This window comes from Bombilactobacillus bombi, assembly GCF_013607485.1.
GTDB classification, from domain to species: Bacteria; Bacillota; Bacilli; order Lactobacillales; family Lactobacillaceae; genus Bombilactobacillus; species Bombilactobacillus bombi_A.
The window spans coordinates 59277-71794 of the sequence record NZ_SCHP01000005.1 but is presented as its reverse complement, the minus strand read 5'-3'; the positions used below and the strand labels follow the sequence as shown (position 1 = coordinate 71794).

Genomic DNA, 12518 nt, shown 5'->3' with positions numbered 1-12518 from the left:
TTCTCCAGCTGGAACAATCTTTTTGATATTGAACGCAATCGCGCGCGTTCACTAGCGGGATTTCAAACGCGGTTAGAACAATGTTTGTTTGTGGATACTATCAGAAAAATTAACTAGCACCATGCGTTAGTGGTGAATATTTATTATAATGTCTATTTTTAGGACGTGAAATTTATTATTAGAGTTATAGTTTATCGCTAAGATTTGTGCTATTAGGAATTACTGACAGAAACAATTCTTCTGGCAAGATATTTGTGTACAATTAGTAGTGATTGCTTTATCGTACCTGCTGTTAGAATTTGATGTCGTTAAACATCTGCATTTGGTCGCCAGTATGTATTTAATAATTGACTCTTAATGTTAATAATTTTAATCATTTAAAAATATTATGAGAAAAAATTAAAATAATAGTTGAAAAATTAAAATGATGTGGTATGATAAATTTCAATAAAATAAAAACGAACAAAAAGACTAGTAAAATGATAAGCCCCAACAGTGACTTGAGGATAGTGAGAGCTCAAGATGGATAGCAATCATTTGAATAACACTTTTTGAAGTTTCTGAGCTGAATACTAGTAGGTTCAGACGCCACCGAAGCGTTACTTACGGCAGTATATGATTGTATACTAGTGAGGTGGCTTGTTTTTAACAAGCAACTTGGGTGGTACCGCGAAGTCTTTCGTCCCTTGATTAGGGATGAAGGGCTTTTTTTATTTGATAAAGGAGGAAAAATTATGCATTTAACAATTCCCAAAGATTATGATCCTAAATTAACAGTACGGCAAACACAAGAAGCTATTCGCTATATTCGCGAGACTTTTCAAGATGAATTGGGTCAAGAATTAAACTTAACCCGTCTTTCTGCACCGATGTTTGTAGAACATTCAACAGGTTTGAATGACAACTTAAACGGAATTGAGCAGCCAGTATCATTCACGATGCAGGATTTACCTGGTCAAACTTTAGAGATTGTTCATTCGCTGGCAAAATGGAAACGCGTGGCTTTAAAGAAATATGGCTTTAAAATGCATGAAGGCCTTTATACGAACATGAATGCTATTCGCAAAGATGAGGATCTTGATAATTTACATTCAAGTTATGTTGATCAGTGGGATTGGGAAAAGGTCATTGCCCAAGACGAACGTAATGAAGCTACTTTAAAGGCTACTGTACGCCAAGTTTTTAAAGTAATTAAACATATGGAACATGAGGTATGGTATAAGTATCCTCAAGCAGTGCATACTTTGCCAGAAAAAATTCATTTTATAACCACGCAAGAGTTAGAAGATCGCTATCCGGAATTAACACCGAAGCAACGTGAAAATAAAATTTGCCAAGAATTAGGGGCAGTCTTTTTGATGAAGATTGGCGGAGTACTAAAAAGCGGTCAACGCCATGATGGTCGGGCACCTGATTATGATGATTGGCAATTAAATGGTGACATTCTCTTCTGGTATGAGCCATTACAGTGCGCCCTAGAGATTTCAAGTATGGGAATACGCGTTGATGCTCAATCTTTACAAGCACAGCTCAAGGAAGCCAAGGCCCAAGATCGTTTGCAACTGCCTTATCACCAAATGGTCTTAAATGCACAAGTACCTTATACCATTGGCGGCGGTATCGGTCAATCACGAATTTGTATGTTATTACTTGGCAAGGCTCATATTGGAGAAGTTCAAGCGAGTGCTTGGCCGCAAGCAATGTTAGATCAATGTGCACAGCATCAAATTCAAATTTTGTAAGATGTAAGGCACACTTAACTAATAGTTAATATATAGGAAGAGATTTTTAGAGTAGGATGTCTAAAAAATCTGATGAGATCCGTTTGGGTAATATTACCTTGATGGATCTTTTTTGTTCTAACTTAGATCTGAATTCATAAAAAATATTTCCTAACCTTAATCAAACTAATACTTACAGATTCAATTCATAGGCCCAACGCTGGCTTTTAGCCGCGTCATTTAAGTGAATTATGCCGCGATATTGAAATCCGTTTTGGGTAATGAGATGCTGCATGCGGTAGTTATCAGGATGAGTATCAATCCGAAAATTGCGCCAGTCACCTTGGTAAGCAATGGAGATTAAATTAGAAAATAAAATCCTACTTAAATGTTGCCCGCTAAATTGTTGACTGACAGCCACTCGATGGATAGTGATGTAAGGCTGCGAGCTTTGCCAAGCACCCTGAATATGCTGATAGTTAGCTTCTGGTTGGGACATAAGGACGGCAGTAGCGGCAATTTGCTTTTGCACGATTAAAACATAACTTTGCTGATGCAAGATGTCGGCTTCAAGCTGCTGGCGATTAGGATAAGCGTCTTGCCACTGGTCAATTCTGGCATTAAAGAGGTAGGTTTTAGCATCGTTAATAATTTGACTGATGGCCGATAAATCATGGGGAGTTGCATTTCGTAAGTAAGTTAATGACATTAGAGTTTCTCCTTTACGTAAGTTTGTAATTGTTGATATCCTTGCTGATTAGTAGAAACAATTAAATTATCACCAGCTTGAATAATGGTGTCACCATTAGGTATGAGCAGGTGTTCACCCCGTTCTATTTTAATTAATAAGGTGTGCGGCGGCCATTGTAAAGCGCGAACTTGTTGGTTGGCCCAAGGACTATTATTAAAAACTGGTAGAGTAAAAAACTGGTTATTATCGCTAAAAGTTGTTAAAGTATGATCCAATTCCATTTTTGCTAATAAGGAATCGTAAATAGGCGCACCACCTAGTAAATCTACTACCACATAAGCACTTAAGGAAGTCAGCGCTAGCGGCATAAGATGATTAAGTGAGCCGACCATTTCAGTAATTAACAAGATAGCCGTAAAAGGCGCCTTACCAATACAAGCAAAATAACTAGCCATACCTAAAATAATAAAATTGCTGCAAAATAACGGTGTAAGCCAGTGCCAGCTTATTAATAATTGGCTGACCAAAAGTCCTAATAAGGCACCTAAGGATAAAATAGGCAGAAAAATCCCCCCGGGCAGGCCAGACCCATAATCAATCATCGAAAAAACAAAACGTAGAATCAAAACTCCAAAGATAGCTCCTAATGACCACTTTATTGAGCTTAATTGAATAATTAGACTATTACCGCCGCCCAATAATTGCGGGCAATAATAACCTAAGGGAATAATCAATATCAAAGCCAAACAGCCATGAAAATAACGGGGAATACGGCCTAAAAAGCGGTGATAATAACTGGGCATTGCTAACAGTATTTTTTGATATAAATAACCGCATAGTCCGATAATAATTCCCAAAATGATTAGCTGCCAATATTGCTGTAAGGGGAAATTCGGGACTTTTCCTAAATGTAATACTGGCGTTAGTCCAAAAATATTCATGGAAATAAAGTCAGCACTTAAGGAACTAGCCAGTGCACTCATCCAGATTAATGGTGAAAAGTTATGGTAGATTTCTTCTAACACAAAAAAGGTACTGGCTAAAGGAGCATTAAAGGCTGCTGCTAAACCGGCGGCAGCACCCGCAGCTAATAAAACTTTTTGATTAGCAGGATTTGTTTCGGATTTTTCGCCCCAGCCTTGGCCAATAGCAGCTCCCAGTTGAATTGATGGACCCTCCCGTCCTAAGACTAGTCCGGAACCAATGGCTAGAATACCTGCAACAAACTTACGCCACAACAGTGGCCACCAAGCTAATTGCAGTTGGTGATTTAATTGGCCTTCTACTTCTGGAATACCGGAACCCATAATATGAGGTTGCTGACGGCACAGACCGCCAATTATGAGCCCCAATAGTAAATTGATTAAAATTATTCCCCCTAAAATTAAAGGCTGTTGGTGACTAGTTTGATAAATTGTCTGCCATATTTGTAATAAGTGTTCAATCGACCAGCGAAAGGCGCTGATGACTATTCCTACTATACAGCCAATTAGTAATCCTTTGAGAATAAATTGTAAATGAATAATTTGTAGTCTTCTCTGCATTTTAGTACCTCTTTTGGCTGTTAATGTTCTGATAGCTGACGGAAATAAAAATTTACTTTATAATTAAACTAATGTTATCCATGAAAGTGGGGTCTTTAATGGAATTATTTTTTAGCGTTTTACTGCTGATTGTCGCAACTGTTAGTGCAAATATTATGTATTCATTTTTTCCACGCATTCCACTAGCTTTTTATCAAATTGGAACAGGTTTTATTCTTTCGTGGCTGCCGCAATTTGATCATTTTCAATTGGAGCCCGAGATGTTTTTTGTGATTATTTTAGCACCATTGATGTTTAATGAAGGTCAAAATACTTCTTATTGGGCTTTGCGCCATAACTTTAAAGCTATTATTTCCTTAGCAATTGTTTTAGCTTTAGTAACAATTATGGTGGCTGGCGGTTTGACTTCTTGGCTTTGGCCAGCTTTGCCCACGACTTTAGCGATGGGATTGGCAGCTATTGTAACACCAACTGATGCAGTAGCAGTATCATCTATTACTGCTAATGTGCAAGTACCAGAACCAGTCATGGAAACTTTAGAAAATGAGTCCTTATTTAATGATGCTTCTGGTATTGTAGCCTTGAATCTAGCTGTCGTTGCTTATAGTACTGGTCAATTTTCGGTGTCCGGTAGTATCGGCCGTTTTTTAGTGGTCTTTGTCGGCGGAGTAATTGTAGGAATTATTTTAGGCTCATTACTAGTATTATTGCAGCTGTTTTTTCAAAGGCAATCGTTTAGTGTAGCAGCAGTCACTTTACCGATTAACGTTCTTTCACCTTTTTTAGTGTATTTAGCCGCTGAAGAACTGCATTTATCCGGGATTTTGGCCGTGGTAGCAGCAGGCATTATTCACGGTATTTATCATAAGCAGCTGCGCTTAACATCCACGGGTAATCAGGTAGTGTTAACGACTACTTGGGAAATTTTGTCCCAATTGTTAAATGGATTTGTATTTGTATTATTAGGTGTCACCTTACCACGCAACATGCTTGATTTGGCCGATTTTAGCAATAGTCACTTTTTGGTGCTCTTAATTTTAGCAGTCGGTTTATACGTAGTTATGACCGTGATGCGGTTTTTGTGGGCGCAATGGGACTTAGTAAAAGTGGCTGCCGCTACAGCTCAAGAACATCGCAAAAACAGCTGGGTTATCGCTTTAAGTGGCGTACATGGAACCATTACTTTAGCAATGGCCTTTACTTTACCGTTAATAGTGGGTCGCAAAATTCTGCCTTTTCGAACTGATTTAATTTTCATTGCTGAAGCCATTATTGTGATTAGTTTAATCGTACCAACTATCATTTTACCGCAAATTTTGCCGCGGCAAAAAAACACGTATACAATTAAACAGTTTAATCATCTCTTGACGCAAATGGTCGATTATGCGATTCAAGAGTTAAAATCGCACCACAACGAAGACTATCTTACTTTAAGCCAAGTGATTAATCTTTTGAATACTCAAAGAGGACATCGAGAATATGCTAGTGCGCAAAAAATTATGCAGCTTTTTCAGCGCACGTTAAGCTTAGAAGTGGCGATTGTTAATGATTATGCGCGCAATAATCAAGTGAGTTGGGAAAGCGCCCAGCGTTATGAATTAAAACAGTTGTTCTATTTGCGTAAGATGGTTCTAAAGCCGTGGCTTCGTTTTAGATTAAACTGGGAAATTGTTCGACGCTTATTATTTAACCAGCGGCATCTTTTGTGGCGAGCTTATCGCTTAAAGAAAACCGCTCCTGAAGAATCAGACAACTATCAACAAGATGTCTATCGGATGGAAAATTGGGGCTATCATGCAGTAATTAAATATTTACGCCGAATGCATCAGCCCAATAATAAGGCAGAGATTAGAATTTTACGACATTACTACGAAGTGCGTCATCAACGCCTAAATCGTCGAGATGCTAATACCACCAGCGAGAGCGAATTGTTAATTGCAGCTTTTCAATATGAATATTCATTTGTGCAACAAGAAGCGCAAAAGCAAAAATTATCTCCTGATTTGGTGCAAGCTTTGAATGAAAAAATTTCAACTGATCAATTTGTTTATATGACTACAGATGATTAATTAAGGAAAAAAATATGCTTAAATATAATCAAACAATTTTAAAACGATATTTAAAGTGGGGTTGGGTAGCTTTTATAGTCATCTCAATTGTTTTTGGCGTTCTGACTTTGAGTTTAGCCCGGAATTATCCTCATGCTATTCACCAAATTATGCAGTCTTTAAAAAATATTATGCCTTCAAGTACTACTAGTACCCAAATGTTCTGGGGCATTTTAGGTAATAATGAAAGGGCGGCTCTGATAATTATGTTGTTGTCCTTAGTGCCTTTACCAGGATTTTATTGGCTGACTTTTGGGGTGACTTCTATTTCCGTGGGATTTGTTTTGGGAGTAAGTGCCATTACTGGGGGGATGAAAAGTGCTGTCTTGGCTTTTATTGTTGGTATTTTACCCCATGGCATTTTTGAAATGTCAGCCTTATTATTGGCTGTAGCCTTGTCAGCTCAGCTCAATCGGGCTTGGCGGCAGTTTTTATTTCAGCGCCGACCTGCCACTAATTCTTTACAAGTCCGTAAAGTATTAGGCCAGTACATTCTTTTGGTAGTTCCGTTAATTGCTGTGGCAGCTGTAATAGAAAGTTTCATTACGCCGCAGCTTATACATTGGGGAACAGGATTCTAAATTTGATATAAAGGTCATTTAAAAGTCTGGCATAGTTGCCAATCTGGTAAATGGCGTGGCGTAACTACATTTAATTACTTTGTCATAAGGAGCTGAAACAAAAATATTGTTTCAGTTCCTTTTTAAGTTCAAGTTAAGGCGGCAAAAAATTGCAAATTACTAGCTGTCCTATATAAAAGTTGGCGTAATACTTTCAGAATAATTAAAAATTAAGGTTATTTAGCGATCAATTTATCTAGAAAAATATCCGATTTTTCAAAGGAAGATGATTGCGTTGTGGGCCAGTTTAGGTTAGGATTGACTGTGAAACATTATACTGTTTCACGTGAGGAGTGTAAAATGAGTCCGCAAGAATTACAAGCAAGTTTAATTACTAAAAATATTAATTTGTCAGCTGAGCAAATGCAGCAATTACAGCAATACTTTCAGCTTTTAGAACAAACTAATAAGGTAATGAATTTAACCAAGATAACAGAAACAGGCGCTGTTTATTTGAAACATTTTTATGATTCATTAACACCTCTGTTTTATGATCGCCAGCTGTTACAGTCGCAAACTTTGGCTGATATTGGTACAGGAGCGGGCTTTCCGGGGATTGTTTTGAAAATTGCTAATCCGAAGCTGCACTTAACACTTGTTGATTCTTTAAATAAACGCCTCAATTTTTTACAAAAGGTGATTGATCAGCTGCAGTTAACGCAGACTAAGTTAGTGCATGCGCGGGCTGAGAAATTTAGCCAGCAGCCCCAATATCGACAGCAATTTGATTATGTTACTGCTCGGGCAGTGGCTAATCTGCCAGTTTTATTAGAGCTTTGCCTGCCAGCAGTAAAAGTCGGGGGATATTTTATTGCTTTAAAGGGCGCTCACGCCCAAACAGAAATTGATTCTGCTAAATCTGCGCTAAATAAATTGGGGGGCCAGATTGAGCGGGTAGAAAAGTTAGAATTACCAGAAGATGCCGGAGAACGCCAATTAATCTGGGTCAAAAAGATTCAGTCCACTCCGAAGAAATTTCCCCGTAAGCCTGGTATACCCACACGCAGCCCCTTATAGGAGGAAAAGTATGTCAATCTTTGAGAGATTTTTGGATGGTAAGTCATTAACTGATAAGCTGCCCAATCAGACTCAAGTGCAACAAATTCCTGTGGCACAAATTATTCCCAATACTTATCAGCCGCGGCGAGCATTTGATGAAGATCAGATTAATGAACTAGCGCAGTCAATTCAGGCTAATGGACTATTACAGCCAATTATCGTGCGGCAAAATGATGACCAAAAGTTTGAAATTATTGCGGGGGAACGGCGCTTTCGAGCAGTTTTACATTTGAATTGGCTCAAAGTTCCGGCTATTGTCCGTAATTATACTAACCAAGAAAGTGCCACTTTAGCGCTGATTGAAAACTTACAGCGTGAAGACTTAAATCCCATTGAAGAAGCCCAAGCTTATGTACAGCTGGAACAAATGGAACAATTACCGCAAAAAGAATTAGCCCGCAAAATTGGTAAAAGCCAGTCTTATGTAGCTAATAAATTACGCCTTTTAAAGCTGACAGCACCTGTTCAAAAAGCAATTGCTGCGGGTAAAATTTCGCAAAGACATGGGCGTGCTTTATTAGCGTTAGATCCAGCTCAACAGCAAAAAATTTTGACGAAAATTACCACTAATAAGCTGACCGTCAAAGCTACCGAAAAATTAGTTCAAAACTTGCAGCAAGCTAGTTCAAATCCTAAGACAACGCTGGAAGCTTTACCAGCTAATAATGCCAAATTAAATATAAATACCATTAAAAAAGCTCTTCAACTAGCCCAAAAAAACGGTGCTCAGTTTACTTATAATGAGGTAGAAACTGCTCAAGAATATCAAATGATTATTACAGTCACAAAGGAGGAACATCATGGTTAAAATCATTTCCTTGGCCAATCAAAAAGGCGGTGTAGGGAAAACCACGACGACAATCAATCTGGGAGCTTGTTTATCAGAATTAGGTAAGCAGGTACTAGTGATTGATATTGATCCTCAAGGTAATGCGACTAGTGGCCTCGGAATTAAAAAAGTCGATGTGACTCAAGACATTTATGATGTCATTATTAACGAATTGCCCTTAAAGCAAACCATTCGTAAGACCAAACGCCCAGGTTTAGATATTGTACCGGCTACTATCCAGTTAGCAGGTGCTGAAATGGAATTAACTTCGATGATGGCGCGAGAAACTCGTTTAAAAGAGGCCATTTTGACTGTGAAGGATAATTACGATTATATTTTAATTGATTGTCCGCCTTCTTTAGGACAATTATCCATAAATGCCTTTACTGCCAGTAATTCGATTATCATTCCCGTCCAAAGTGAATATTACGCTTTAGAAGGACTTAGTCAGTTATTAAACACCATTCGACTCGTTCAAAAGCACTTTAATCCGCATTTAGCGATTGAAGGAGTATTGTTGACTATGTATGACGCACGAACTAATTTAGGCAGTCAGGTAGTCAATGAAGTTCAGAGTTATTTTGGTGATCGCGTCTATAAAACTATTATTCCCCGGAATACCCGTTTAGCCGAAGCCCCGAGTTATGGACTGCCGATCATTGACTTTGATCGTAAATCCCGGGGCGCAGAAACCTACTTACAATTAGCTGAGGAGGTAGTAAAAAACGATGACTGAAAAAAAACGTAGCGGTCTTGGTCGCGGTATTGATGCTATTTTTTCTGATTTTGAAACTGATGAAATTAACGCCGAAAACGTCATTGAAATTAACTTAAATGAGATTCGGCCTAACCCCTATCAACCTCGTAAAGACTTTGATCAAGCATCCTTGGAAGAATTGGCGCAATCCATTAAGGAAAATGGCGTTTTTCAACCGATAGTAGTTCGCAAAAGTGTCAACGGCTATCAAATCGTTATGGGAGAACGGCGCTTTCGCGCCAGCAAAATGGTTAAACGCACCACTATTCCCGCGATTGTCCGAGAATTAGACGAAAGTCAAATGATGGAAATTGGCGTCTTAGAAAATTTGCAGCGAGAAGACCTCAATCCTATTGAAGAAGCCCAAGCTTATCAAACCTTGATTGAAAAATTACATTTAACTCAAGAACAAATCTCTGAAAAGTTGGGCAAGAGTCGCCCTTATATCGCTAATTATTTACGCTTATTGACGTTGCCCGCCAAAACTAAGCGTTTATTAATGGAATCCAAACTCACAATGGCGCAAGCACGGACTTTGTTAACCTTTAAAGACCCTGCTAAAATTGATCAAGTGGCGCAGATGGTGGTCGATCAAGGTTTAACTGTGCGCCAATTAGAAAAAATGGGCGCACAGCCTCAACCTAAACCGAATAAAAAAACTAGCTCTCATAAGTCTCCCTTTATCAAGGCAACAGAAGAACAGCTAATTGATAAATTCGGTACTAGTGTTCATGTGATGGATACCAAAAATGGTAAGGGCAAAATTCAAATTGATTTTTCTTCAACCAAGGATTTGAATCGTATATTAGAATTATTAAATATATCATTAAATTAATGGAGGCGCTTATGTACAATTTGGGAGATATTGTCATGATGAAAAAGCCGCACGCCTGCAGTCAAAATCGCTGGGAAATCACACGTCTGGGTGCCGATATTAAAATTTGCTGCCTTGGCTGTGGACATACGGTTATGTTAAAACGTTCTTATTTTAATAAACGTTTTAAAAAAATTATCACGCAAGCCCATGAAGTTAAACAAGATCAAGAAGAGTTTTATTTAGATCCCCAAAAATTAAAATTACCAAAATTATTTAATTAAGGAGTTTGAATACAATGGCATTAACCGCAGGAATTGTTGGATTACCCAATGTTGGTAAATCAACATTATTTAACGCAATTACCAAAGCTGGAGCAGAAATGGCAAATTACCCGTTTGCTACTATTGATCCCAATGTGGGGATGGTTGAAGTTCCCGATGCCCGCTTGGCACGCATTGACGAGTTAATCCCCGCCAAAAAAATTGTGCATACAACTTTTGAATTTACTGATATTGCTGGTATCGTGAAGGGTGCCAGCAAGGGTGAAGGCTTAGGTAATAAATTTTTAGAAAATATTCGGCAAGTAGATGCAATTGTCCATGTTGTACGAGCTTTTGCGGATGATAATATCACGCATGTGAATGGTAAAATTGATCCAGTTGATGATATTGAAACTATTAACCTAGAATTGAGTATTGCTGACTTAGACAGTATCAATAAACGTTATGCTCGTGTCGAAAAAGTGGCGCGTACTAAAGATAAAGAAGCTCAGGCGGAATTAGCCGTTTTGCAGAAAATTAAGCCGGTTTTAGAACAAGGCGGTGCCGTCCGTGATGTAGAATTTAATGAAGAAGAACAAAAAATTGTCCATAATCTCTTCTTATTAACATCCAAACCAGTTTTATATGTTGCTAATATTGCTGAAGATGATATGGCTAACCCTGAAAATTCTCCTTATTATCAGCAAGTAAAACAATATGCTGAAAAAGTTGGTGCAGAAGTGATTGGCATTTCAGCTAAGACGGAAGAAGAAATTGCTGAATTAGATGATAGTGATCGCCAGGACTTTTTGGAAGCTGAAGGCGTAGAGGAATCCGGTTTAGACCGCTTGATTCGAGCTAGTTATCACCTGTTAGGTCTGGCAACCTTCTTTACTGCTGGCGGTCCTGAAACTCGGGCGTGGACTTTTAAGCGCGGAATGAAAGCACCACAAGTTGCTGGCATCATTCACTCTGATTTTGAAAGAGGATTTATTCGTGCTGAAACTATCTCTTTTGCTGATTTGGATAAATACGGCAGTGTCCAGGCTGTCCGCGAAGCTGGACGTTTACGCTTAGAAGGCAAAGAGTATGAAGTTCAAGATGGGGATATTATCGAATTTAGATTTAATGTTTAGGGGAGGACAAGATGGATCTACGCGAAAAAAATCAACAGGCGCAGCATAAACAACAAATAAAAGCAGCTAAAAAGCGGGAACAGGCTCAAGTTGCCCAACAAGTTGCGCAAGCTACACCGGAAGAATTGCGCGCAAAATTAAGTAAGCGTAATGAAGATTATCTATTTAAACTGCATAAGGCTTTAATTGAAAATGGACAAACTCCCGAACAAGCCCAAAAACAAGTTGATAGTCTCTTACAAGAAGTCATTGATAATCAAATAAAGGGTATACCAGCGCGGCAGCTTTATGGTACCGTGGCTACCAAAGTGGATGCAATATTTCATAAAAAGGTAGAAGCCCAAAATCATGTCGACTTTTGGAAATTGAGTGTTGATGGTGGATTACTTTGGTTTGCCATGTTTTTGGTTATTTTTGGGGTGATGGGCTTTTTTGTGAAACATCCTAACCGAAACAATCAAATGGGTATCCTAACAACTATTGTAATCTGTGCCCTTTGGGGAGTGTTATTTGCTTGGTTTAATCAGCAAATGATAGAAAATAAAAAGAAACGCAAGTCAGTTTGGCAAATTATAATTTACTCAATTCTAGCCTTAATTGCTATTTGGGCTGTTTCGATGTTGACTTATATCTTGCCGCCAACCTTTAATCCAATCCTGCCGCCAATTGTTAACATCATTTTAGCAGTGGCAGCTTATGGGATTCGCTGGCTGTTTCGGCGCTATTACCACATAACTGTCAATACATTAGCCGGAACAAAATATTAAAAGCAAAAGATGCAAAATTCTGCGATAGGATAGATTTTTGCCGATATGCAATCAAATTTGCAGAAGAACAATTTTAGTTTGGTTTTTACGATAATAATGTGCACAGGATTAGGACAATTATTGTTTTGTCTTAATCCTGTTTTTAATTTAAATAAATATTTCAAAAAAAAGAGCCGTTCCACTTGAAAACTTCTACTAATCGGTATAAA

At 38.3% G+C, this 12518-nt stretch carries 12 protein-coding genes, 1 pseudogene and 1 other annotated feature; of the genes and pseudogenes, 11 read left to right on the top strand and 2 right to left on the bottom strand.

Going from position 1 to position 12518, the window contains the following annotated elements:
* Together EQ827_RS09310 and asnA are read left to right on the top strand one after the other, a co-directional pair.
* A pseudogene (locus tag EQ827_RS09310) lies at positions 1–117 on the top strand (IS982 family transposase); the annotation flags it as partial.
* 335 nt (positions 118–452) lie between these two features.
* Positions 453–690, top strand: a binding site (T-box leader).
* Positions 691–734: 44 nt separating this feature from the next.
* Entirely contained in the window at positions 735–1742 is a 1008-nt protein-coding gene (gene asnA / locus EQ827_RS02580; RefSeq protein ID WP_181189419.1) for an aspartate--ammonia ligase, read from the top strand.
* A gap of 172 nt (positions 1743–1914) precedes the next feature.
* Here asnA and EQ827_RS02575 read toward each other — a convergent pair whose 3' ends face one another.
* Positions 1915–2430: a GNAT family N-acetyltransferase gene (locus EQ827_RS02575; RefSeq protein ID WP_181189418.1), complete on the bottom strand. Its 516-nt coding sequence runs from the start codon at positions 2428–2430 to the stop codon at positions 1915–1917.
* Positions 2430–3956, bottom strand: coding sequence for a ClC family H(+)/Cl(-) exchange transporter (locus EQ827_RS02570; protein WP_181189417.1), 1527 nt, complete (start codon positions 3954–3956; stop codon positions 2430–2432). Before EQ827_RS02570 ends, EQ827_RS02575 begins: the two co-directional genes overlap by 1 nt.
* A gap of 98 nt (positions 3957–4054) precedes the next feature.
* Here EQ827_RS02570 and EQ827_RS02565 point away from each other — a divergent pair, with 98 nt between their 5' ends.
* From EQ827_RS02565 to EQ827_RS02525, 9 genes are all read left to right on the top strand, one after another.
* Positions 4055–6025, top strand: a complete 1971-nt coding sequence (locus tag EQ827_RS02565; RefSeq protein ID WP_181189416.1) for a cation:proton antiporter — start codon at positions 4055–4057, stop codon at positions 6023–6025.
* A 14-nt stretch (positions 6026–6039) separates the two neighbouring features.
* Complete coding sequence (locus EQ827_RS02560) at positions 6040–6645, top strand: stage II sporulation protein M (RefSeq protein WP_181189415.1); 606 nt, start codon at positions 6040–6042, stop codon at positions 6643–6645.
* A 339-nt stretch (positions 6646–6984) separates the two neighbouring features.
* On the top strand, positions 6985–7701 hold the full coding sequence (gene rsmG / locus EQ827_RS02555) for a 16S rRNA (guanine(527)-N(7))-methyltransferase RsmG (RefSeq protein WP_181189414.1): 717 nt from the start codon (positions 6985–6987) through the stop codon (positions 7699–7701).
* Positions 7702–7711: 10 nt separating this feature from the next.
* The gene (locus EQ827_RS02550) at positions 7712–8551 is read left to right on the top strand and encodes a ParB/RepB/Spo0J family partition protein (protein ID WP_181189413.1); all 840 of its coding nucleotides are present in this window, start codon (positions 7712–7714) and stop codon (positions 8549–8551) included.
* Positions 8544–9308, top strand: coding sequence for a ParA family protein (locus tag EQ827_RS02545; RefSeq protein WP_181189412.1), 765 nt, complete (start codon positions 8544–8546; stop codon positions 9306–9308). The genes EQ827_RS02550 and EQ827_RS02545 overlap by 8 nt, the downstream gene beginning before the upstream one ends.
* Positions 9301–10164, top strand: coding sequence for a ParB/RepB/Spo0J family partition protein (locus EQ827_RS02540; protein ID WP_181189411.1), 864 nt, complete (start codon positions 9301–9303; stop codon positions 10162–10164). Before EQ827_RS02545 ends, EQ827_RS02540 begins: the two co-directional genes overlap by 8 nt.
* Positions 10165–10175: 11 nt before the next feature.
* Positions 10176–10427, top strand: coding sequence for a DUF951 domain-containing protein (locus tag EQ827_RS02535; RefSeq protein WP_181189410.1), 252 nt, complete (start codon positions 10176–10178; stop codon positions 10425–10427).
* A gap of 14 nt (positions 10428–10441) precedes the next feature.
* Positions 10442–11542 (top strand): redox-regulated ATPase YchF, encoded by a 1101-nt coding sequence (gene ychF, locus EQ827_RS02530; protein WP_181189409.1) that lies wholly within the window; start codon positions 10442–10444, stop codon positions 11540–11542.
* Between the two features lie 11 nt (positions 11543–11553).
* Positions 11554–12309, top strand: coding sequence for a DUF1129 family protein (locus EQ827_RS02525; protein ID WP_181189408.1), 756 nt, complete (start codon positions 11554–11556; stop codon positions 12307–12309).
* Positions 12310–12518 lie beyond the last annotated feature (209 nt).

Coding starts and splice junctions, on each gene's coding strand:
- asnA (WP_181189419.1), top strand. CDS start 735: ATGCATTTAACAATTCCCAAAGATTATGATCCTAAATTAACAGTACGG.
- rsmG (WP_181189414.1), top strand. CDS start 6,985: ATGAGTCCGCAAGAATTACAAGCAAGTTTAATTACTAAAAATATTAAT.
- EQ827_RS02575 (WP_181189418.1), bottom strand. CDS start 2,430: ATGTCATTAACTTACTTACGAAATGCAACTCCCCATGATTTATCGGCC.
- EQ827_RS02565 (WP_181189416.1), top strand. CDS start 4,055: ATGGAATTATTTTTTAGCGTTTTACTGCTGATTGTCGCAACTGTTAGT.
- EQ827_RS02570 (WP_181189417.1), bottom strand. CDS start 3,956: ATGCAGAGAAGACTACAAATTATTCATTTACAATTTATTCTCAAAGGA.
- EQ827_RS02525 (WP_181189408.1), top strand. CDS start 11,554: ATGGATCTACGCGAAAAAAATCAACAGGCGCAGCATAAACAACAAATA.
- EQ827_RS02545 (WP_181189412.1), top strand. CDS start 8,544: ATGGTTAAAATCATTTCCTTGGCCAATCAAAAAGGCGGTGTAGGGAAA.
- ychF (WP_181189409.1), top strand. CDS start 10,442: ATGGCATTAACCGCAGGAATTGTTGGATTACCCAATGTTGGTAAATCA.
- EQ827_RS02560 (WP_181189415.1), top strand. CDS start 6,040: ATGCTTAAATATAATCAAACAATTTTAAAACGATATTTAAAGTGGGGT.
- EQ827_RS02535 (WP_181189410.1), top strand. CDS start 10,176: ATGTACAATTTGGGAGATATTGTCATGATGAAAAAGCCGCACGCCTGC.
- EQ827_RS02550 (WP_181189413.1), top strand. CDS start 7,712: ATGTCAATCTTTGAGAGATTTTTGGATGGTAAGTCATTAACTGATAAG.
- EQ827_RS02540 (WP_181189411.1), top strand. CDS start 9,301: ATGACTGAAAAAAAACGTAGCGGTCTTGGTCGCGGTATTGATGCTATT.